Source organism: Pseudomonas putida, assembly GCF_028682635.1.
GTDB lineage: Bacteria > Pseudomonadota > Gammaproteobacteria > Pseudomonadales > Pseudomonadaceae > Aquipseudomonas > Aquipseudomonas putida_AE.
The window spans coordinates 68,458-89,795 of record NZ_JANHLK010000010.1; the positions used below are offsets into that span (position 1 = coordinate 68,458).

Sequence of the window (21,338 nt, forward strand, 5' to 3'; positions counted from 1 at the left end):
TCCCTCAACCGTTCTGGACAATGCCTGTTTCGCTCAGGCGCTGGATATCCATGGCGCTGTAACCCAATTCGGCCAGTAGCCTGTTGCTGTGCTGACCCAGCCCCGGTACGGCCGCCATGCGCGGTGAAAATGCGTTGCTGCTGGCCGGCGGTAACAGCGTCGGGAGAATGCCCACCGGGCTGGTGACTTCTGTCCAGCGACCTCGCGCCTTGAGCTGAGGATGTTCCCAGACGCCGGACATGTCGTTGACCTGGGCGTTGGCGATTTGCGCGGCATCGAGCCTGTCGATGACGGTGGCGGCATCCAGCTGGGCAAACACGTCAACGATGATGGCGCGCAAGGCCTGACGGTTGTCCGAGCGCTTGAAGTTGGCGCTGAAGCGTTCGTCGTCGATCAACTCGGGACGCTGAAGCACCAACTCGCAAAACTGCACCCACTCACGTTCGTTTTGCAGGCCGATCATGACCGTGCCGCCGTCGCCTGACGGGAATGGGCCATAGGGATAAATCGTCGCGTGGGACGCTCCCGTGCGCTGCGGTGGCTCGGCGTCCTCGAAGGCGTAGTACATCGGGAAACCCATCCATTCCACCAGGCTTTCCAGCATCGAAATCTCGACACGACTGCCCTGCCCGGTCTTGCCCCGCAGCAGTAGCGCCGAGAGAATGCCGGTGTAGGCGTACATGCCGGCGGAGATGTCGGCGATCGAACACCCGGCCTTGGCCATGCCCTCCTCCGCGGCGTTACCAGTCACGGACAGAAAGCCGCTTTCGCTCTGGATCAGCAGGTCATAGGCCTTCTTGTCTTCGTAGGTGCCACCTTCGCCATACCCGGAAATGTCGCAGACAATCAGTCGTGGATAGTCCTTGTGCAACGTCTCGAACGACAGCCCCATCCGCGCGGCGGCGCCCGGTGCAAGGTTCTGTACCAGCACGTCGGCCTGCTGCAATAGCTGGTCGAGAATGACCTGGGCCTCCTGCTGCTTGAGATCAAGCGCGATGCTTTCCTTGGAGCGATTGGTCCACACGAAATGCGAGGCCATGCCACGCACGCGCTGATCATAGCCACGGGCAAAGTCGCCGCTGCCAGGACGCTCGACCTTGATCACCCGTGCGCCCAGATCCGCCAGTTGCCGCGTGCAGAATGGTGCGGCAATGGCGTGCTCGAGGCTGATCACGGTAATGCCGTCCAGCGGCCGCAGATTGTTTTTTTCATTGCTCATGGATGTTCTCCATCAAACCCTTGAGGTCCAGTGCATCGCGCAACCCCCAGACACGGGCGATCAATACCCCGGCCTGATCGCCATTCAACTGGTCGGCAAACGCCAGCAAGCGGCGGAACTTGTCTTCCAGTTCGGCGCGCGACAGCGTGTTGTCCGGATCGCCCTTGGGCGAATCGATGGCCCCGTGCAGCACGCGACCGTCGGTGGTATGCACCTCGACACGTCCCAGCCAGCGCCGGGGGTAGGCGCCATCCACTTCTGCATCCAGTTGCATCAGCACTTTGCCGCGAAATTCGCTGACAGCCGGATCGGTCAAGGCCAGTTGCTGGAACTCCGGCAGGCCGGCCTTGCCATGCACCGCTATAAGCCCGAGCACGGTGCCCATGGAAAACTTCGCCTGGTGCACGCTCTGTGGCACCGTGACCCGACCCAAAACGTCGATGGCGCCCTGATGCACCCGGGTAACGACCCTGGTGATCTGCTGATGCTGCAAGCGTTCGCGTTGCATCAGCGCCTGCAACGCATCGGCGGCGGGATGGGTGTGACGGCACGACGCATGGAACTTGAAGGAAGTTTCCAGCAGTGCCCAGCGGCTGCCCAGGCGATCGGACAGGCACTGCGGCTGCGCATCGCTGGACATACCGGCGGCCATACCCTGCTCGCCCTCGAGGATGTTGCGCGCCCCGGTCAGGCCGTCGCGGGTCAGGTACGCCGCCAGCAATCCATCGGCCGCGGCCTTGGCGGTGTGCAACTGCTTGGAATCCGCCGCATCGCGCAGAAACTCCCAGAGCCCGGCGGCCTGGGTGCCGGCGGTGCCGAGCAAGTTGATGAAGCGTTCTTCGTCAAAGCCCATCAGTTTGCCGACCGCCACCGCTGCGGCGAGGGTGCCGACGGTCGCCGTGGTGTGGAAAATCCGGTAATGGGAGCGGCCGAGGAATTCACCGATGCGGATGCCGGCTTCATAACCGGCCACGGCGGCCAACAGCAGCTCGGCACCGGACTTGCCCAGGTCCTGGGCGGCCGCCAGCACGGCGGGAAAGACCACGGTGGCCGGGTGCAGCACGGAGCTGTTGTGCAGGTCGTCCTGCTCGACCAGGTGCGAGGAAGCCCCATTGACCAGCGCGGCGAAGTACGCCGAGGTACCCTGGCCATTGACCAGCAGGGTTGCCGGGCCGTGGGCCGGGCCCATGGTCGCGGCGTAGCGCTCGAATAAAGGGATCGGGTGTGCGCCCTGGCTGGCCAGGGCGGATCCCAGCCAGTCGAGGAACAGGTCTTCGGTGCGGGCAACCACCGCTTGCGGCAGGTCGGCATAGCTCAGGCGGGCGAGAAAGGCTGCCAGCGTACGGGTATGGCTCATCGATTTTTCCTTAGAAGCTGCGTGGCAGTTCGAGCAGGTGCTCGGCGACGTAGGACAGGATCAAATTGGTGGAGATCGGCGCCACCTGGTACAGGCGCGTCTCGCGGAATTTGCGCTCTACGTCGTATTCGCAGGCAAAACCGAAACCGCCGTGGGTTTGCAGGCAGGCATTGGCCGCTTCCCAGGACGCCTTGGCAGCCAGGTACTTGGCCATGTTGGCGCTGGCGCCGGCGTTGACCCCGCTGTCGTATTCAGCGCAGGCACGCCAGCGCATCAGGTCGGCGGCTTCGATTTCGATATGCGCCTCGGCAATCGGGAACTGCACGCCCTGGTTCTGTCCGATGGGACGGCCGAATACCACGCGATCGCGGGCATAGGCGCTGGCTTTCTCGATGAACCAGCGTCCGTCGCCAATGCATTCCGCGGCGATCAGGGTGCGCTCGGCATTCAAGCCGTCGAGGATGTACTTGAAGCCCTTGCCCTCCTCGCCAATCAGGCTTTCGGCAGGAATCTCCAGGTTGTCGAAGAACAACTCGTTGGTCTCGTGGTTGACCATGTTGGCGATGGGCTGCACGGTCAGGCCATTGCCGATGGCTTCGCGCAGATCCACGAGGAAAATCGACATGCCCTCGGACTTTTTCTTCACTTCGGCCAAGGGGGTGGTGCGGGCCAGCAGGATCATCAGGTCGGAATGCTGGATGCGCGAGATCCACACCTTCTGGCCGTTGATCACGTACTTGTCGCCCTTGCGCACGGCACTGGTCTTGATCTTGGTGGTGTCGGTGCCGGTGGTGGGCTCGGTCACGCCCATCGACTGCAGGCGCAGTTCGCCGCTGGCCAGTTTCGGCAGGTAATAGCTTTTCTGTGCCTCACTGCCGTTACGCAGCAGGGTGAACATGTTGTACATCTGCCCGTGCACGGTGCCGGAGTTGCCGCCGCAGCGGTTCACTTCCTCCAGGATCACCGAGGCTTCGGCCAGGCCCAGGCCCGAGCCGCCGTATTGCACCGGGATCATCGCCGCCAGCCAACCGGCCTTGGTCAATGCCTCGACGAAGGCTTCCGGGAAGCCTTTTTGCTCATCGATCCCACGCCAGTAAGCGGCATCGAATTCAGCGCACAACGCGCGCACACCTTCACGGATCGCATTGAGTTCGTCACTGTTGGGGTTCATCGGGTGTCCTCGATTGTTGTTATGGGGCTGCCAGGGAAAGGCAGGAAATCAGTCGAAAATCAGTTCGGCGCGCTGGGCGATTCCGCCGTCGTCGCCGGCCCAGAGCTCGGCCCTGCCGGGGGCATACAGGCGTCCACCGACCATGAAGGGCTGTGGCGAGATCAACGGGCGGATGCCGCGATACTCAAAGCGCCGGATTCGCGCCTGCGGGTGGGCGCGGCGAAAGGCGTGCAGGTTGAGCGTGGCAATCAACGGTCCCTGCACCACCAGGCCGGGATAGCCCTCGGCTTCGGTGACATAGGGCCAGTCGTAGTGGATGCGATGACCGTTGAAGGTCACGGCGCTGTAGCGAAACAGCAGGGTCGGGCTGGGTGTTATCGATTCTTGCCAACCGGCCAGGGGCAAGGCTTCGCCACTGGCGAGTTTGGGTGGGGTCGGGTCGCGATAGACGATGTCCTGCTCCTCGCGAATCGCCAGGCGTCCTTCCTGCGTATAGTCGTGACGCAGGGTCGCGAACAACAGCGAACCGCTGCGCCCGGATTTTTCCTCGATGTTCAGGACGGTGGTGGTGCGCGTCGCCGGGGCATCCACCCGCAGCGCCTCGAAGAATTCCACCCGTCCGCCCGCCCACATCCGATTGCGATTGTGGGTCGGTGGCAGGAGCTCGCTGTGGGCCGGGTGACCGTCCTGGCCGAGCCCGGTCTCTTCTACCACGGGCTGGAAGAATGCCCAGTGCCAGAGCGCGGGCAATGGCTGGCCCGGTTCAGGGGCGACATCACCCAGGGTTGCGGCGATACGCTTGACCAAGCTCGAACTCAAATGCTCGGTGGTGTGCTCGCTGCGCCCGATCCAGGCGGCGTAAGGGGAATCACTCGGGGCTGTCATGCACAAAATCCTGTCAGGGCGCGTGAGCCCCATGCTCGGATGTTTGCTGGCCCCCGCAGAACTCCCCGCATCGGGGGGGCATCAGTTAGCTGGAATAAAGAGGTTTGTAGGGTGAGCGCGGCGACCTTGAGATCATCGCGAGCAGGCTCGCTCCCACAGTTGATCGCATTCCCCTGCTCGCGATGGTCGTTAACGATGACACGTGGCATCTGGATAAACAGAGTCTCGACGTTCGAAGGAATGAAGCCGAGGATGAAGTTGACCGCGTCCAAAGGAACGTACGCTGGAGGGAGATTGGCACCAGCGATTTTGCTACTCCCCGACCGCCACGAAACAGAGGATCGTGGCTCAATTTACCGGGATCACTGTCATGCCTGGCCTGTTGCGCGATACGCTCACCGCCCTTGCGCTGTATGAACACGGTGAACTGCATGAGGCCGGGCAGCGACTGGCAGACCTCCTGCCCCAAGCCCGGCAGATCGCCGCAGCCGATAGCCTGGTCATCAGCCACGTGCTGATGGCTCGCCTGGCCCTGGTGCGTGGCGAGCGAGAAACCTGGTTGCGCCACTTGATCGAGCTTGAGCGGTTCGGGCAAAAGACAGGCTGCACGCAAGCCCAGTCCGTGGCCTGGCTGGAACGCAGCCGGGTGGCGACCCTGAACAACCAGCTGGACGTCGCGCAGGTGGCCTTGCAAACAGCGCAAAGCATCAGCGGCCGACGGTCTTCCAAATTGGCAGAGCACCCTCGCTTGGGCGGTTTCTTGCAGTGTTTAATCGACGAAGGTGAACCCTTGGCGGCGCTGCTGGGACGTTGGGGCGAGCAGCGATGCGCGCATTCCGATAAGACCATCGCCCCCATAAGCCTTACCACAAGGGAAATACAGGTATTGCATCTGTTGGCCGCCGGGTATCGCAACCGTACGATCGCCCAGAAATTGTTCCTCAGCGAATCCACGGTCAAGACTCACCTGCACAAAATCAACGTCAAGCTCGGTGCCCGAAGCCGCACCCAGGCCCTGGCCATTGCCCGCACGCGGGGATGGCTGGACTGATCACTTGAACCCCTGTAGGAGCTGTCGAGTGAAACGAGGCTGCGATCTTTTGATTTTGTTTTAAAAGCCAATCAGAAGATCGCAGCCTGCGGCAGCTCCTACAGGGGTTGCGTTGGGATGAGGATCTAGCGAATACCGGCGTTACGCAGCGCCGCCGGGGTGAAGTCGGCCATGGTGGGCTTATAGCTGTAGTCAGTGCCGCGCTTGTTTTCGTTACCCAGGTTCGACACCAGGTAACGCCCGGCGATCAGGTCATAGATGCCGATCCCGGCGTAGACCGCCACGCCTTGCTGGTAATCGTTGACCAGATGCCCCTCGCTGACCCGCCACAGTTGACCGCGACCGTCGTACTGGTCGATTTCCACCGCTGCCCAGGTGTCCTCGTCGAAGTACATATGACGCTTGGCGTAGATGTGGCGCTCACCCGGGCGCAACGTGCCCTCCACTTCCCACACCCGATGCAGCTCATAGCGGGTCAGGTCCTGGTTGATATGGCCGGGCTTGATGATGTCGGCGTATTTGAGCTTCGGCGATTGCAGCTGGTAGTTGTTGTACGGGATGTACATCTCCTTCTTGCCGATCAGTTTCCAGTCATAGCGGTCCGGCGCGCCGTTGTACATGTCGGCGTTGTCCGCCACACGCATGCCGTCGGCGGCGGTGCCCGGGCCGTCATAGGCCACTTGCGGAGCCCGGCGCACGCGGCGCTGGCCGGCATTGTAGGCCCAGGCCATGCGCGGCTCCTTGACCTGGTCGAGGGTCTCGTGGATCAGCAGCACACTGCCCGCCATCCGTGCCGGCGCGGTCACCGTCTGCTTGGCAAAGAACAGGATGTTGGCGGTGTCCTCGGGCTTGGCGTCGACCATTTTCCACGGCAAACCCGCCGCGATCTCGATGTCGACGATGGTGTAGTCACCATTGGTTTGCGGCGTGGCCTGGGCCTGGCGGTTGATGAAGTTGGTACCCCGTGAACGGGTCAGGTGGTTCCACACCACCTCCAGGCCGTTTTTGGGAATCGGGAACGCGTAGTAGTGCGATTGTTCGAAGTTCTTCAGCGCGTAACCGCCGTTGACCGCCTCGGTGGTCACCGCGCTTTTCTTCGCTGCGTCGTAGACTTCCTGGGGCGCCGATGCCGTGCGTTGGGTCTTGTACACCGGAATCCTGTAGGTGTCGGGATAACGCACGAACATTGCCAGCTGCCCGGGGGTGAGCTTGTCCTTGTACTGCGCGGCATTGGCGGCGGTGATCACGAACTGCGGCTTCTCCCCTTCGAAGGGGTTGCCGAGAAAGTCGTTGGTCATCGCCGCGGCGCCGGGTTTCAGGCCGCCGGTCCAGGCGGGAATGGTGCCGCTGGCATTGCCGGCCTTTTCCCCGCCCAGGGGCGTCAGGCTGGTGCCCAGTTTGGCCGCCTCCTGCGCCGACACCGCTGCCATGATGCTGGTGGATAGCAGACTCAGCGCCAGGGTGCCGCATGCAACAAGAATGATTTTTTTCATGGTCTTGATCCTTTGCAGTTGGGCTATCAGAAGTTCACGCCGAGGCTCAAGGCCACGTAGTCGCGATCGCCGTTGGAGTTGAAATGGCCGCCAAAGAAATCCGTGTAGCTGAGGCTGGCGGTGTAGAGGTTGGCGTAGTCGGCATCCACCCCGACGCTGACGGCCTTGAGGCCTTCCTCGAAGTTCGGGCCGTTACCCTCGACGTCATGGGACCAGGCGATGTTCGGCGCCAGGTTCACCCCGGCAAACACGTTCGGATAATCAAGTCGACCGCGCAGTCGATAGCCCCAGGAATCGGTGGTGTAGAAACCGTGGCTGTTGCACTCCTGTTGCGGGTTGCTCGGCCGGGTCACCCCGGCTGCCGCACCTGGTACCTGGCTTGGCGCGCCGGCGCAGGTTTGCGCACCGGTGGGGCCGGCCCCCGCGCCTGTTGTCAGTACGCCTGCGCCGAAAATCGTGCTGCGACCGAAACGCACGTCGCTGCCGTCGGCGTCGCCCAGGCCGTTGATGCGGTTGTAACCCACCTCGCCCACCAGGGTCAGGCGGCTGGCCCCCATCACCTGATCGAAGAAACGCGTGGCGCTGAATTGGGTTTGCAGTACCGGCATCCGCACATAGCCGTCCAGTGGTGCACCCGCGACGTTCTGCGAAAGCCCCGCGACAAACGACGGTGAGTTCTTGTTGCCCGTGGCCGCCAGGTTGAGGTCGGCACCGTTGAGTTGCAGTGGCATGTTTGGCCGGTAGCTGATCTCACCCCCCAGCGAGGTACCGAGGGCATTGGTCGCGAAGCTCAGGCCGTAGAGTCGAATGTCCTCGGGGTAGACCACGTGGTACGTCGCGGTGCGGATCGAGCTGATCGCGCCTGGCACGGTCGCCAGGCCGGCGCCGGTATTGGTGATCACGGTGGCGCGGGTGAAGTCGAGGTTGGGGTTACGGCTGTGGTAGTTGAGGAAATAGGCCCCGAACTCGGTGTCATTCAGGTCAGGCGCGAACCAGCGCAACGCCACGCCGAACTGGCCGCTGTCGCGGGCATCCTTGGTTTTGGTACGCGTCACATAGGCATCATCGACGCCGCCGCCCTGAGCGCCGGTGCCTGCCACTTGCAGGCCTGAGCCGGTGTTGCTGCCAACTCCGGGTGGCAGATCCAGACCGGCGATTACGGCGCGATCGTTACAGCCTTCCGGCGTCACGTCGTTGCCGAAGAAGGTGCCGCAGTTGTCAATTACCGACGGCGCCCACTCGATCTGGTAGAAGGCTTCGGCGGTGACGTTCTCGGAAAGGCCCTGCGAGACGTACAGCATGTTCACCGGAATCAGGCCTTCCTTGACCTCGGCACCGGGACGGCGCAGCGCGGCGACGTCAATCGGGTTGATGCTGTTGATCGAGTTGCCGATGAAGGTGCTTTCGCCCCAGCTCACCACCTGCTTGCCAAGGCGCACGTTGCCCTGCAATTCGTCGATCGTGTAGTTGTGGTAGACGAAACTGTCGAGGAACATCGCGCCGGATGATTTCGCGGCACGCTGGCGGCCGTGATCGTCGATGTCGTAGAACGGACGGCTCTCGTCCATCAGTTCGAAGTCGTACCAGTACTTGCCGCGCACGAAGGCGCCGCTGTCGCCGTATTTCAGCTCCAGGTCATGCACGCCCTTGAAGATCTTCGAAAAGGTTTCACCCTTCTTGAAGTTCAACCGACCGTCATCGTTGGTGCGGGCTGAGGCGTTGCCACGAACTCCCTGCGAGTTGAAGTTGGAGATGAAATCCGGGTCCGGTCCACGTACCGCCCAACTGGCCCCCACCGACAGCGATGAATCGAAACTGCCCTCAATCTCACCCATATCGAAATTTACAGCGCAAGCCTGCGCGCTAATCTCCAGTGCAACGGCTGCTGCCAGCAGGTGCGGTTGAAAGATTGCGCACTTTGTTGTTTTTGTCATGCGGCTCCCCGAACTACGGTTTGTGTTGGAGCGCCAACAGTAGGGACTGTGCCATCACGGTGACATTCCCTGATGGGGTGATTTCGGGTTACCCGTGTGGGTGATTAGGGGGGGTGGTGTCGATACGGGAAGTAACGCAGTCCAGGGGAGCGCTGCGGGGCCTGGGTTGCACCCCGATCCTTGTGTGCGAGCCTGCTCGCGATGGTCGTCAACGATATCGCGCACTGTCTGGATGAACGCGGGGGCCGGACGTTATTCGCGAGCAGGCTCGCTCCCACAGTGGATAGGGTACAGGCGTGAGAGATGAGTCGGGTGTCAGGCCGTCATCGCCAGCAAGCCGGCTCCTACAGTAGATCGGGCACGGCCGCGAGAGTTGGGTCGACTGTCAGGCCGCCATGGCAGGCAAGGGCCGAGCGCTCTTTTCAACCGAAAAGGGTATTGCCGGCGATGGCCAGGCTGCGGATGCTGTGGGCCGAACGCCAGAGCATCGCCCAAAGGCCCGGGAGAACGACATGTCGCAGTCCCTTTCACCCCTCTCTCTTGAAGCCTGCAAACCGGTCAGCCTGGACGCCGAAGTACCCACGCTTTCCACACAATGGTTGCCGCGCCAACATCTGGCAGCGCAGTTGCTGGAAAAACCGCAACGACTGCGCCTGCTATGCGCACCGGCAGGTTATGGCAAGACCTCGTTGATCAGACAATGCATGACCCGTTGCGTACCGGCACCGCGAATCCTGCAACTCAATCTGGCAGGACAACCCCTGACCCTGGCCCGGTTTTGCACACGCATCGCCGAGCAGTTCAGCCATCTGGCGCAGCCCGTCAATACGCCGGTCGCATTGCTCGATTGGCTTGAGGGATTGAAAGAGCCTTGCACCCTGATCCTTGACGATTATCCGGCAAAGGCCGATATCGCACTCGATGCCTGGATCGACCACCTGTTGCTGCATTCCCCCGCCACCATCGAACTGTGGGTCAGTTGCCGACAACGCCCGGCCTGGAACCTGCCGCGCCTGATGCTCGAGGGTGAACTACTGGAACTCGATAGCCGGGCGCTAGCCTTTTCCCGTCAGGAGTCCGACGATCTGGTGCGCCGGTTCGCCCCGACAACCGGCGATGCGGGCCGCGAGGCGATCTGGCAGCAGGCGGCGGGTTGGTGCGCGGGCACACGTCTGCTGGTCAACTCGGCAACTGGCGCACGAGCGATGCTGTACGACTATCTGGAACGTGAATTGCTGGCACACCTGAATGCAGAACAATGCAACCTGCTGAGCGGCCTGGCCTATTTGCCACGGTTTAGCGAAGCCCTTTGCGCCGAGCTGTGGGAGGAGCTCCACGACACGTCATCCCTGCGCGAAATGCTGCGCGCCCATACGTACTTCCAGCCGCTGGACAGCGAGGGTCAATGGTATTGCATCCTGCCGGCCGTGGCGCAGGCCCTGCAGGGAAGAATCGACCTCAACCCACTCAATCGACTGCGCCTGCGCGCCTGCCGGGGCTTGAGTGCGGCGGGCTTCATCGAAGATGCCATCGACCTGGCCTTAAGTGCCGGCCGCGCCGATGTGGCTGCCAATTACATGGCCACCCTCAATCCGGGCTGGCTGTTGTCCGGGCGCAATCTGTCACGCCTGCTCGACTGGCATGGGCGCTTGCCTGCCGGCTTGCTGACCAGCACGCCGCAACTGGTGGTCCTTATTGCCTGCGCCCTGATGATGAATGTCCGTCTGGATGAAGCGCAGGTTTGCCTGGCGCACTTGAACCGCTTCCTGCCACAACCCACAGCCGAACAGAACCGGCGCCTACTGGCACGCTGGCAAGCCTTGTGGGGCGTCATCAACGGCCTGCAGGGCAACTGCACGCTGGCCACCGAGTACTGCCAGGCGGCACTCAATCACTTGGGTGACGATGAACGACACATGTCGTTCGTCTGCACGTTCATCCTTGCGCGACTGGCCATGAGCAGCGGTGAAACCGCCCAGGCCCAGCAGATGCTGATGCTCGCCGTCGAGCAGGCCCGCCGCCAGGGTTGCCTGGTCCGGGAAGTACAGGTCAACATCCAGCGCATCTGCCTGATGATGCTGTGCGGTGAGAGCGATATGGCCGACCGCCTGTTGCAGCACAACCTTTCATTGTTAGAGGCCGACGGCAACCGGCATGTGATGTTGCTTGGACGCTTGCGGGTGTTGCAGGGCAAACTGCATTTGCAGCGCGCAGAACTCGATGAATGCGAGCGCCTCCTGCATCAGGCCATGCAATTGGCCGGCGGTCATCACCTGTCCACCCTGCAAGCCCTGATGGGCCTGTCACAAGTGGCCGCCTGCCGGGGGGATTTCCAACAGGCCTGCGCTTTCCTGCAAGACGCAGAGCGCCATATGCAATGCGCCAATGTCCAGGAAAGCAGCTACCGCGCAGTGCTCAATCTGCAGACGCTGAGCGTATTGATCCTGCAAGGGAACTGGAAGCAGGCCCTGCTCATGGCGCAGATGACCGAGCAATATCTGCGCGGCTCTGCCGCACGGCTGACCCGCGTGCAGGTGCCGTCTTTGCCGGTGCACAGTCAGCTGCTACTGGCCATTGTCGAACAGGCCGTGGGGCAAACCCGGGATGCCTGCAGGCGCCTGGATACGGCACTGCGCGAATGCCAACGCCTGAACTTCCATGGGCTTGAAGCCAAGGCGTTGCGCCTGTTGGAACATTTCTCCCAGGACGCTGGTGCAGCCCAATCGACCTGGCCGTCGAAGACGAACGCCGGCGCCTTCAACCTGGTGGTCAGCGAAGCCCGGTTGGCCCCGCCAGGTAAACCCACGGTCAATAGCAAACGCGATGAACGGCTCACGGGCCGGGAGATGGCGGTGCTGGAATTGCTTGCCGAAGGGTTTTCAAACCGTGAGATCAGCGAGCGCCTGTACATCTCGACCAATACGGTCAAGGCACACATCAAGCACATTAACGAAAAACTCGGCGTTACCCGGCGCGCCCAGGCCGTGATGCGGGCCAAGGCGACCGGTGTGCTGCTCTGAGTCAAAGGCTTCGGTTGGGCAATCCAGCAACCCCCGCGCCCTGGCGATAGCGACAGCTTGTGCCTGGCCATGGGCGTGCAGCTTGCGGTAAAGATTGCGCAGGTGGACCTTTACCGTGTGCGCGGACAGCTGCAAGTGCTCGGCAACCGTGCTGATCGGGTGGCCGCGGGCAACCAGACGAATCACCTGACACTCACGCTCCGTCAGAGCCGCGCTTTTAGACGGCGTGCCATTGCGTTCTGCAAAGCACTTGAGCAGGTCGTCGACGAATCCCTGCACTTGCTTTGGCAGCGTCCGACGATGCAGCAACGCAGCCAGTCGGGGACCCTCTTCGACAAAGGTGCTGCGCCAGCCCTCCTCGCAGGCGAACGGCAACACACCGGTCAACTGCGCCATCGCCGCATCGTGTCGTCCCTTGCCATCAAGGGCCATGGCCAACAGCAGGCGCAGCTTGAGTGTACGACGCAAACGGCCGCGCTGCCGTGCGTACTGAATGTCTGGTTGCAACGCTGCAATGGCCTGGTCGAAACGGCCCTGGGCGATGTGCAGGCGCACGTGGGCGATGGTTGGGGTGTCGACGTCGTTGGCGACGAAAAACCGCTCCGTATTGGCCCAATCGCCATATCTGTCCACTTGAGTCAGCGCTTGCGCCGCCGCTTCGGCGCGACCGTCCAGTGTCGCGACACGGGCACGCTCGATCCACACGGAACACTGGATGCGATGGCAAGCCCTCTCCCGCCCGGTCTGCTCTAGTACGGCGAGGTGACGGTGGCTGATCGAATGTTCACCCCGGGACCAGGCGATACGCGCCATGAGCATATGGCTGAGGATCCACGCATCCGCTGGCGATTCGTCAGGCCTGCCTGATCGGTTTTGCGTGAGCACGCGTTGCGCTTGCGCAAGCTCGCCACTCTCATAGAGCACCAGGGCACGCACACTATCGGCTTGCGTGCCAGCCGGGGCAAAACACTCCAGGCGCAGGCGCGCCGTCGCCAGGCATCCCTGGCTCAGGTCGATGAGGCTTTCCAGCGCCGTCGCCGCGCAGGCCAGGTCATCCACACCCTGCCCGATCGCCAGGGACAGCCTGCACCTTGCCTCGTCGAACCGCCCGAGGGCCATCAGGCGCGAGGCCGCCCGCAGGGTGATGGCGACGTCCAGAGGTTACGGCTTCCAGACGGCCGCAAGATCGCCGACGTCGAGTGCGCTCATGATCCCTGCCGTGTGCTCGCCACGGGCCGGGATCGAACCTGGCACCTGGACCCGACCATCGAACCGTGGCGCGGGACTGGTTTGCAACAAGCCGTCGCGTTCGAAGTACACGCCCCGCTCCACCATATGGGGGTGCTGCGAGGCCTCGCGGGGGCTCAGGACCGGGGCGAAACACACGTCGGTGCCTTCGAGCAGGTCGCACCAGTGTTCCTGCGGCTGGCTGGCAAACACTTCGGCCAGCAACCCGCGCAGTTCCTCCCAGCGGCTCATGTCCCACTGTTTGGCGAAACGCGGGTCATCCTCCAGGCCCAGCTTGTTCAGCAGCAGTGCATGGAATTGCGACTCCATCGAGCCCAAGGCCACGTACTTGTCGTCCGCGCAGCGATAGGTGGCATAGAAATGCGAGCCGTCATGCACGCTCTTGCCGCGCTGTTCCTTGAGCAACCCGCGGCCCTGCAGCGACAGCATCAACTGCATCATGTGCGCCGAGCCGTCGACGATGGCCGCGTCGACCACCGTGCCCTTGCCGGTCTGCCGCGCATTGAGCACACCGGCCAGGATGCCGATCGTCAGGTACAGCGCACCACCGCCGATATCACCGATCAGGGTGATGGGAGACGACGGCGCTTCGTTGGCGGTGCCGCTGTGATAGAGCGCACCCGACAGGGCAATGTAATTGTTGTCATGACCCGCGACATGGGCCATCGGACCGTCCTGGCCCCAACCGGTCATGCGCCCGTAGACCAGACGCGGATTTCGCGCCTGGCAGTCCTGCGGACCGAGACCCAGGCGCTCCATGACGCCCGGGCGCATGCCTTCGATCAGGACGTCGGCGCTTTCGATCAGTTTCAGGACCAGATCGCGGCCTTCCGGGCTTTTCAGGTCAGCGACCACCGAACGCTTGCCGCGGTGAATCGGGTTGGCCGGTGGCTTGCCCGTCATGCCGAGCGGCAGCGCATTTTCGCGTTCGACCGCGATCACATCCGCGCCCAGGTCCGCCAGGTGCATGGCACAAAACGGCCCTGGGCCGATCCCGCAAATTTCTACAATCTTGATACCTGAAAGCATTTCTTTCCCTCCGGACTGCGACTGCGCCTTGTATGGAGGACACGCTAGCAAAGCCCGCCACGAAGCATGGCCCCCCGCTACGGGGGGCTCGGGACGGAACCCCGGGTTGGTTACTCTAAGACTTAATCCTCAAGCCATAACAACAATAGAAAGGAAGAACACATGTTTGCTCTACGTTCCCATTGGACACTGCTGGCGGGACTGCTGACGGTTCCGACGCTGGCCCTGGCCCAGGTCGCACCGGCCAACCCTTATCTGGCGCAGTCCTACAACAACCAGACCCATTGGAACGATGGGGCCTCGGACAGCACCGACATCGCCGTGCCGCGCGGTGCGTACAAAATGACCCCGGACGCCTACCGCGTAATGCCCAATGAATCGGGCAGCCTGGTGCAGTACAGCGACAAGGTCGGCGATACCGACCTGTACTGGTTCTGGGCCGGCTTTTCCCTGCGCAAGGTGAAGATCGAGGACGACTTCAAGTTCACCGAAGTGGCCCGGGTCGATCTGCCGGTCAAACTGCCCAATTACCAGCCGATCACCCCTGAGCAGCGTCTGGAGCAAGCCGCGCAAACCCGCAAATTTCTCGAGGCCAGGGACGAGAAAGGTTTGCTCGATTACATGAATGCGCAACCGAACCGCATGCTGACCGGCACCACCGACCAACTGTTGGGCGGCGCGATCTATTCACTGCTGACCCGCGACGATGCCTTCATTGGTGCCAGCGCCCGCCGGGTGTTCCGCATTGACCAGAACGATCACAAGGACCCGACCTCCGGCATGAAGCTCACCCGGGAAGTGCAGCTTCCGGATGAACTGTTCAACAATGAAAAGACCAAAAACGGTGTTGGCGTGCCGATGGACACCACCTTTGGCATGGGCATGACCCCCAACGGCTTCCTGGTGGTCAACACCATGGGCGGGACCGTCGCCACCCTCGACCGCACCACACTGAAACTGATCGACAGCTACCGCGTGGAAGGCAGCGACGAATTGTTCCTCAACTCCTTCGCCACCGGCCCGGAAGTCGATGGCGGCGCGGTGTATGTCGCGTCCAACCAGAACATGTACCGCCTGGTGGTCGACAAGCAGGGCAAGATCCACGCCGACGAAGCCAGCGGTGCCTGGAAGGCCCCTTACGAGCGCGGGCCACGCTTCACGTCGATCAAGATTGCCGACGGCACCGGCTCCACGCCGACCCTGATGGGCTACGGTCCGGAGGAAGACAAACTGGTGGTGTTCACCGACGGCGCGAAAAAGATGAACATCGTCGCCATGTGGCGCGACAAGATCCCGGCCGGCTGGAAGCAGAAGCCCGGCACTTCGTCGCCGCGGGTGGCCGACCAGCGTGTCGTCGACATGGGCCCGAACGTGCCTACCGTGCAATCGGAACAATCGGTGGCGGTGTATGACGGCCACGCGTTCGTGGTGAACAACATCCCTGCCGTGGAAAAACCGGTGCTGGCCAGGTCCGGCTACTACGTGACCATGCTCAACGGCATGACCCGCCCTGCCCCGAGCGGCGTGGCGATGTTCAAGTGGGATAATGCCAAGGACCAGTGGAGCACCTTGTGGACCCGTGACGACGTGGGTTCGATCTCGATCGTGCCGATGATCAGCGGCGGCAGCCGCATGGCGTTGATCAACGGTTTCTACGCCGGTCGACTGGGTGAAGGCTTCCACATCGGCATGGACCTGGATACCGGCAAGACCGTACTGGAAATCGCCACCGGCAGCGACCCCGTGTTCAACGGCATGTACGCGCCGATGAAGGTCGATAAGCAGGGCCGCCTGATGTATGGCATGGCCTTCGGCATGGTGCTGATGGACACCAACCGCATGCAGAAAGTCGAACAGGTGGCCAAGAGCGAGTAAACGCGATCCTTCAGCCAGCGACGCCGGCCCTTCTTTGAGGGGCCGGCGTTTTTTATGCAATCAACATATCCCCGCGTTCCTCCATACGGCCCGCGTCATCGTTGACGACCATCGCGAGCAGGCTCCCACATTTTGATCGGTGTCATGCACAAGATCTGTGTTCGCCGCAGATCTACTGTGGGAGCGGGCTTGCTCGCGAAAGCGGTGGGTCAGGCGATATCTCTATCAACGGGTCGGCCGTCATCGCGAGCAGGCTCACTCCCACATTTTGATCGGTGTCATGCACAAGATCTGTGTTCGCCGCAGATCTACTGTGGGAGCGAGCCTGCTCGCGATGAGGGCGTGTCAGTCGACATATTCCTTTCAGGTGTACCGCTTTCAGGTGCAAACGGCATAACAAAACCGGGCGCGTGGCCCGGCGAAACAAGGAGCATGGTTGGGCGGCATGCGCCGCCGGCTGTATCAGGCGCGACCGTAGAGGGTCACCACACAAGCACCACCCAGCCCCAGGTTGTGCGCCAGTGCCAGGTTGACGCCTTCGACCTGACGCTTGTCGGCATTGCCGCGCAGCTGTTGGGTCAGCTCGAAGCATTGCGCCAGGCCGGTCGCCCCCAGTGGGTGCCCCTTGGACAGCAGGCCGCCGGACGGGTTGGTCACCACCTGGCCGCCGTAGGTGTTGTTGCCGTCGATGATGAACTGCTCGGCGCAGCCGACATCGCACAGGCCCAGGGATTCATAGGTCAGCAGCTCGTTATGGGCAAAGCAGTCGTGCATTTCGGCGACGCGAATGTCCTGCGGGTCGACGCCGGCCTTCTCGTAGACTGCCCTGGCCGCCCGCTGCGCCATGTCGAAACCGACCACTTCGATCATCGAACGGCTTTCGAAGCAGACCGGTTTGTCGGTGGTCAGCGATTGCGCGAGGATCACCACGTCCGTGCGCAGGCCATGTTTTTTAGCGAAAGCTTCGGAGCAGATGATCGCCGCCGCCGCGCCGCACGTTGGTGGGCAAGCCATCAGGCGGGTCATCACTCCCGGCCACATCACCATGTCGTTCATGACGTCTTCAGTGGTCACGACTTTGCGGAACAGCGCCAGCGGGTTGTTGGCGGCGTGACGGCTGGCCTTCGCGCGGATCGCGGCGAAGGTGCTCATCTGCGTGCCGTACTTTTGCATGTGCTCGCGACCGGCTCCGCCGAACATCCGCAGGGCACTCGGGATTTCGATATCAGAGGTCAGCTCGTCAATCACCGACTGGGTCATGTGCGTGGTCGCACGTGGGCGATCGTCCCAGTTGCCTTTCAGGGCGCCGGGTTGCATCTGCTCGAAACCAAATGCCAAGGCACATTCGACTGCCCCGCTTTCCACGGCCTGGCGTGCCAGGAACAGGGCACTGGAACCGGTGGCGCAGTTGTTGTTGACGTTGATTACCGGGATACCACTCATGCCTACTTCATAGAGCGCGGCCTGGCCGCTGGTGGAATCGCCATACACGTAGCCGGCATAGGCCTGCTGTACCAGGCGGTAGTCCACGCCGGCGTCTTGCAGCGCCAGGCGAATCGCCTGGGACCCCATTTCAATGTAGGTACCGCTGGTACCCGGTTTGACAAACGGAATCATGCCCACGCCGACAACGTAAGGTTTTTGCGACATTGCTTCTCTCCAGATTCAGTGAACAGGACGCAGGGGGAAGCCGTTCGCGCTCATCGAGGGCGAACGGCAATGGTTCGATTGGCTTAGCGAATGCCGGCGTTACGCAGCGCGGCCGGGGTGAAATCGCCCATGGTCGGTTGATAGGCGTAATCGGTGCCGCGCTTGTTCTCGTTGCCCAGGTTGGACACCAGGTAGCGGCCTGCCAACAGGTCGTACACGCCCATCGCGGCATACACGGCGACGCCCTGCTTGTAATCGTTGACCAGGTAGCCTTCGCTCACACGCCACAGCGCACCACGACCGTCGTACTGGTCGATTTCCACGGCAGCCCAGGTGTCTTCATCGAAGTACATGTGACGCTTGGCGTAGATGTGGCGCTGGCCTGGCTTGAGCGTGCCCTCCACTTCCCAAACGCGGTGCAGTTCGTAGCGGGTCAAGTCCTGGTTGATATGGCCCGGCTTGATGATGTCGGCATACTTCAACTTCGGCGATTGCAGCAGATAGTTGTTGTAGGGGACGTACACCTCTTTCTTGCCGATCAGCTTCCAGTCATAGCGATCCGGCGCACCATTGTACATGTCGGCGTTATCGGCCACGCGCATGCCGTCCGCCGCAGTGCCCGGGCCGTCATAGGCCACTTGTGGCGCACGCCGTACACGGCGCTGGCCGGCGTTGTAGGCCCAGGCCATGCGTGGTTCCTTGATCTGATCGAGGGTTTCATGGATCAGCAGCACGCCACCGGCCAGACGCGCCGGCGCGGTCACGGTTTGCTTGGTATAGAACAGGATGTTGGCGCTGTCCTCAGGCTTGGCGTCGCTCATTTTCCATGGCAGCCCCGTGGCGAACTCGATCTCCACCGGGGTGTAGTCTCCGTTGACCTGTGGCGTAGCCTGGATTTGACGACTGATGAAGTTGGTGCCACGAGAGCGGGTCAGATGGTTCCACACCACTTCCAAGCCAGTCTTGGGAATCGGGAATGCGTAGTAGTGCGACTGCTCGAAGTTTTTCAACGAGTAGCCATCATTGGCCGACTCGGTGGTCACCGCGCTTTTCTTCACCGCGTCGTAGACCTCCTGGGGCGCCGATGCCGTGCGCTGGGTCTTGTACACCGGGATCTTGTAGGTGTCGGGGTAGCGCTGGAACAACGCCAGTTGCCCGGCGGTCAGGTTGGCCTTGTACTGCGCGGCATTGGCGGCGGTGATCACGAACTGCGGCTTTTCCCCTTCGAAGGGGTTGCCGAGAAAGTCGTTGGTCATTGGCGCGGCACCCGGCTTGAGGCCACCGGTCCAGGCGGGAATGGTACCGCTGGCATTACCGGCCTTTTCCCCACCCAGGGGTGTTAGCGTGGTGCCCAGTTGCGCCGCTTCCTGGGGAGAAACCGCGGCCATCACGCTGGAAGCGATCAGGCTCAGGGTCAAGGTGCAGGCTTTAATCAGAGTGCTCGATTGCATTTTTATTATCTCCGTCTGACCGGTGTCAGAAGTTCACGCCGAAGCTGAGGGCGACGTAGTCGCGATCAGTGTTGGTATTCCACTTGCCGCCGAAGTAATCGGTGTAACTGAGACTCGCGGTGTAGGTGTTCATGTAGTCGGCATCCACGCCCAGGCTGATGGCCTTGTCGCCTTCCTCGAAGTTGGGACCCACGCCATTGACGTCATGGGACCAGGCGAGGTTGGGCGACAGGTTGATGCCGGCAATCACGTTGGGGTATTCGAGCTTGCCGCGCAGGCGATAGCCCCAGGAGTCGCTGGTATAGAAACCGTGGCTGTTGCATTCCTGCTGCGGGTTGCTCGGTCGGGTCACGCCAGGCTGGCCGGGCACCGGTGTGGCCTGGCCGGCGCAGACTGCCTGATTGACCAGTTGGCCTGCGCCGAATGCAGTGTTGCGACCGAAACGTTCCTCGCTACCGTCGCTTGCGCCCAGGCCGTTGATGTGGTTGTAGCCCACCTCGCCCACCAGGGTCAGGCGCTCGGAACCGAGTACCTGGTCGAAGAATCGGGTGGCGCTCATCTGCGCCTGCAGCACCGGCATGCGCTTGTAGCCCTCGACGCTGGCTCCCGCGACATTGGCGGACTGGCCACTGACGAACAGCGGCGAAGCGGCGTTGCCCACGGCCGCCAGGTTGATGTCGGCGCCGTTGAGGTTCAACGGCATGTTCGGCCGGAAGCTCACCTCGCCGCCCAGCGAAGTACCCATCGCGTTGGTGGCGAAGCTCAGGCCATACAGGCGCACATCTTCGGGGTAGACCACGTTGTAGCTGGCGCTGCGAATCGCCGTCACCGCGTTGGCGGTGTTGGTCGCGCGGGTGAAGTTCAGGCTCGGGTTGCGGCTGTGATAGTTCATGGCGTAGGCGCCGAACTCGGTGTCGTTGAGTTCTGGCGCGTACCAGCGCAGGGCCAGGCCGAACTGGCCGCTGTCCCGGGCGTCCTTGGTCTTGGTGCGCGGGATGTAGGCGTCGTCCGCAAGGCCTGGGGCCCCGGTGTTGTTGGCCACGCCCGGTGGCAGATCGAGACCTGCCAGCACGGCACGGTCGTTGCAGCCTTCGGGCGTGACGTCGTTGCCGAAGAAAGTGCCGCAGTTGTCGATCACCGACGGCGCCCACTCGATCTGGTAGAACGCCTCGGCGGTGAGGTTTTCCGTCAGGCCCTGGGACACGTACAGCATGTTCACCGGGATCAGGCCTTCCTTCACCTCGGCCCCCGGACGGCGCAGCGCCGCCACATCGATCGGGTTGATGCTGTTTATCGAGTTACCGATGAAGGTGCTTTCGCCCCAGCTCACCACCTGCTTGCCAAGGCGCACGTTGCCCTGCAATTCGTCGATCGTGTAGTTGTGGTAGACGAAGCTGTCGAGGAACATCGCGCCGGATGACTTCGCGGCACGCTGGCGGCCGTGATCGTCGATGTCGTAGAACGGACGGCTTTCATCCATCAGCTCGAAGTCATACCAGTATTTGCCGCGCACAAACGCGCCGCTGTCGCCGTATTTCAGCTCCAGGTCATGCACGCCCTTGAAGATCTTCGAGAAGGTCTCGCCCTTCTTGAAGTTCAGGCGGTTGTCATCGTTGGTGCGCGCCGATGCATTGCCCCGCACGCCCTGGGAATTGAAGTTGGAAATGAAATCCGGGTCCGGTCCGCGTACCGCCCAACTGGCGCCAACCGATAGCGCGGAATCGAAACTGCCTTCGATTTCACCAATGCTGAAATCCTTGGCAAAAGCCTGTGGGGTGACTGCCGCAGCGACGGCGACTGCCAGCAGGTTTGGGTAGCAAGCTCTACGCAATCTCGTAATGCTCATGCGTCCTCCGATTGAATTGACACAAGGAGACCCGTGCGCACCGGTGGATGCGCTTGAGTTCCTGGCGTTGGAAATAAGATGCGCGGCCGCAACGACCGCGCGACACTGG

Annotated in this window: 13 protein-coding genes and 1 pseudogene; 3 read left to right on the forward strand and 11 right to left on the reverse strand. The window is 62.2% G+C overall.

The window, feature by feature from the left end; translation table 11 throughout:
• Positions 1 to 4: 4 nt before the first annotated feature.
• From NPS56_RS14570 to NPS56_RS14585, 4 genes are read right to left on the reverse strand one after another with little or no spacing between them, the layout of a single operon-like run.
• Complete coding sequence (locus tag NPS56_RS14570) at positions 5 to 1,219, reverse strand: CaiB/BaiF CoA transferase family protein (protein ID WP_274075225.1); 1,215 nt, start codon at positions 1,217 to 1,219, stop codon at positions 5 to 7.
• A complete protein-coding gene (locus NPS56_RS14575; protein WP_274075226.1) occupies positions 1,209 to 2,576 on the reverse strand; it encodes an MmgE/PrpD family protein in 1,368 nt (455 codons plus the stop codon). Before NPS56_RS14575 ends, NPS56_RS14570 begins: the two co-directional genes overlap by 11 nt.
• Before the next feature lie 10 nt (positions 2,577 to 2,586).
• Positions 2,587 to 3,747 carry an acyl-CoA dehydrogenase family protein gene (locus NPS56_RS14580; RefSeq protein ID WP_274075227.1) on the reverse strand — a complete coding sequence of 387 codons (1,161 nt, stop codon included), beginning with the start codon at positions 3,745 to 3,747 and terminating at the stop codon, positions 2,587 to 2,589.
• Positions 3,748 to 3,795: 48 nt separating this feature from the next.
• A complete protein-coding gene (locus tag NPS56_RS14585) occupies positions 3,796 to 4,632 on the reverse strand; it encodes a transposase (RefSeq protein WP_274075228.1) in 837 nt (278 codons plus the stop codon).
• A 370-nt stretch (positions 4,633 to 5,002) separates the two neighbouring features.
• Between NPS56_RS14585 and NPS56_RS14590 the strand changes: the two genes are divergently transcribed.
• A complete protein-coding gene (locus NPS56_RS14590; RefSeq protein ID WP_274075229.1) occupies positions 5,003 to 5,683 on the forward strand; it encodes a helix-turn-helix transcriptional regulator in 681 nt (226 codons plus the stop codon).
• Between the two features lie 125 nt (positions 5,684 to 5,808).
• Here NPS56_RS14590 and NPS56_RS14595 read toward each other — a convergent pair whose 3' ends face one another.
• Both NPS56_RS14595 and NPS56_RS14600 read right to left on the reverse strand, forming a co-directional pair.
• A complete protein-coding gene (locus NPS56_RS14595; protein WP_274075230.1) occupies positions 5,809 to 7,176 on the reverse strand; it encodes a DUF1329 domain-containing protein in 1,368 nt (455 codons plus the stop codon).
• A gap of 26 nt (positions 7,177 to 7,202) precedes the next feature.
• On the reverse strand, positions 7,203 to 9,110 hold the full coding sequence (locus tag NPS56_RS14600; protein ID WP_274075231.1) for a DUF1302 domain-containing protein: 1,908 nt from the start codon (positions 9,108 to 9,110) through the stop codon (positions 7,203 to 7,205).
• A gap of 512 nt (positions 9,111 to 9,622) precedes the next feature.
• On the opposite strand from NPS56_RS14600, the gene NPS56_RS14605 reads away from it, so the two are divergent.
• Positions 9,623 to 12,130 carry a LuxR C-terminal-related transcriptional regulator gene (locus NPS56_RS14605; protein ID WP_274075232.1) on the forward strand — a complete coding sequence of 836 codons (2,508 nt, stop codon included), beginning with the start codon at positions 9,623 to 9,625 and terminating at the stop codon, positions 12,128 to 12,130.
• A 54-nt stretch (positions 12,131 to 12,184) separates the two neighbouring features.
• Here NPS56_RS14605 and NPS56_RS14610 read toward each other — a convergent pair.
• Positions 12,185 to 13,249, reverse strand: a pseudogene (locus NPS56_RS14610) (LuxR C-terminal-related transcriptional regulator); the annotation flags it as partial.
• Positions 13,250 to 13,291: 42 nt separating this feature from the next.
• Entirely contained in the window at positions 13,292 to 14,407 is a 1,116-nt protein-coding gene (locus NPS56_RS14615) for a CaiB/BaiF CoA transferase family protein (RefSeq protein ID WP_274075233.1), read from the reverse strand.
• Between the two features lie 162 nt (positions 14,408 to 14,569).
• Between NPS56_RS14615 and NPS56_RS14620 the strand changes: the two genes are divergently transcribed.
• Positions 14,570 to 16,282, forward strand: coding sequence for a hypothetical protein (locus tag NPS56_RS14620; RefSeq protein WP_274075234.1), 1,713 nt, complete (start codon positions 14,570 to 14,572; stop codon positions 16,280 to 16,282).
• A gap of 462 nt (positions 16,283 to 16,744) precedes the next feature.
• On the opposite strand, the gene NPS56_RS14625 is transcribed toward NPS56_RS14620, so the two are convergent.
• From NPS56_RS14625 to NPS56_RS14635, 3 genes are all read right to left on the reverse strand, one after another.
• Positions 16,745 to 17,932: a lipid-transfer protein gene (locus tag NPS56_RS14625; RefSeq protein WP_274075235.1), complete on the reverse strand. Its 1,188-nt coding sequence runs from the start codon at positions 17,930 to 17,932 to the stop codon at positions 16,745 to 16,747.
• 83 nt (positions 17,933 to 18,015) lie between these two features.
• Positions 18,016 to 19,383, reverse strand: a complete 1,368-nt coding sequence (locus tag NPS56_RS14630) for a DUF1329 domain-containing protein (protein ID WP_274075236.1) — start codon at positions 19,381 to 19,383, stop codon at positions 18,016 to 18,018.
• Between the two features lie 25 nt (positions 19,384 to 19,408).
• Entirely contained in the window at positions 19,409 to 21,229 is a 1,821-nt protein-coding gene (locus NPS56_RS14635) for a DUF1302 domain-containing protein (protein WP_274075237.1), read from the reverse strand.
• Positions 21,230 to 21,338: the final 109 nt, after the last annotated feature.

Bases quoted from the DNA above. Each gene is read 5' to 3' on its own strand.
- NPS56_RS14570 (WP_274075225.1), bottom strand. From the start codon at position 1,219: ATGAGCAATGAAAAAAACAATCTGCGGCCGCTGGACGGCATTACCGTG.
- NPS56_RS14575 (WP_274075226.1), bottom strand. From the start codon at position 2,576: ATGAGCCATACCCGTACGCTGGCAGCCTTTCTCGCCCGCCTGAGCTAT.
- NPS56_RS14580 (WP_274075227.1), bottom strand. From the start codon at position 3,747: ATGAACCCCAACAGTGACGAACTCAATGCGATCCGTGAAGGTGTGCGC.
- NPS56_RS14585 (WP_274075228.1), bottom strand. From the start codon at position 4,632: ATGACAGCCCCGAGTGATTCCCCTTACGCCGCCTGGATCGGGCGCAGC.
- NPS56_RS14590 (WP_274075229.1), top strand. From the start codon at position 5,003: ATGCCTGGCCTGTTGCGCGATACGCTCACCGCCCTTGCGCTGTATGAA.
- NPS56_RS14595 (WP_274075230.1), bottom strand. From the start codon at position 7,176: ATGAAAAAAATCATTCTTGTTGCATGCGGCACCCTGGCGCTGAGTCTG.
- NPS56_RS14600 (WP_274075231.1), bottom strand. From the start codon at position 9,110: ATGACAAAAACAACAAAGTGCGCAATCTTTCAACCGCACCTGCTGGCA.
- NPS56_RS14605 (WP_274075232.1), top strand. From the start codon at position 9,623: ATGTCGCAGTCCCTTTCACCCCTCTCTCTTGAAGCCTGCAAACCGGTC.
- NPS56_RS14615 (WP_274075233.1), bottom strand. From the start codon at position 14,407: ATGCTTTCAGGTATCAAGATTGTAGAAATTTGCGGGATCGGCCCAGGG.
- NPS56_RS14620 (WP_274075234.1), top strand. From the start codon at position 14,570: ATGTTTGCTCTACGTTCCCATTGGACACTGCTGGCGGGACTGCTGACG.
- NPS56_RS14625 (WP_274075235.1), bottom strand. From the start codon at position 17,932: ATGTCGCAAAAACCTTACGTTGTCGGCGTGGGCATGATTCCGTTTGTC.
- NPS56_RS14630 (WP_274075236.1), bottom strand. From the start codon at position 19,383: ATGCAATCGAGCACTCTGATTAAAGCCTGCACCTTGACCCTGAGCCTG.
- NPS56_RS14635 (WP_274075237.1), bottom strand. From the start codon at position 21,229: ATGAGCATTACGAGATTGCGTAGAGCTTGCTACCCAAACCTGCTGGCA.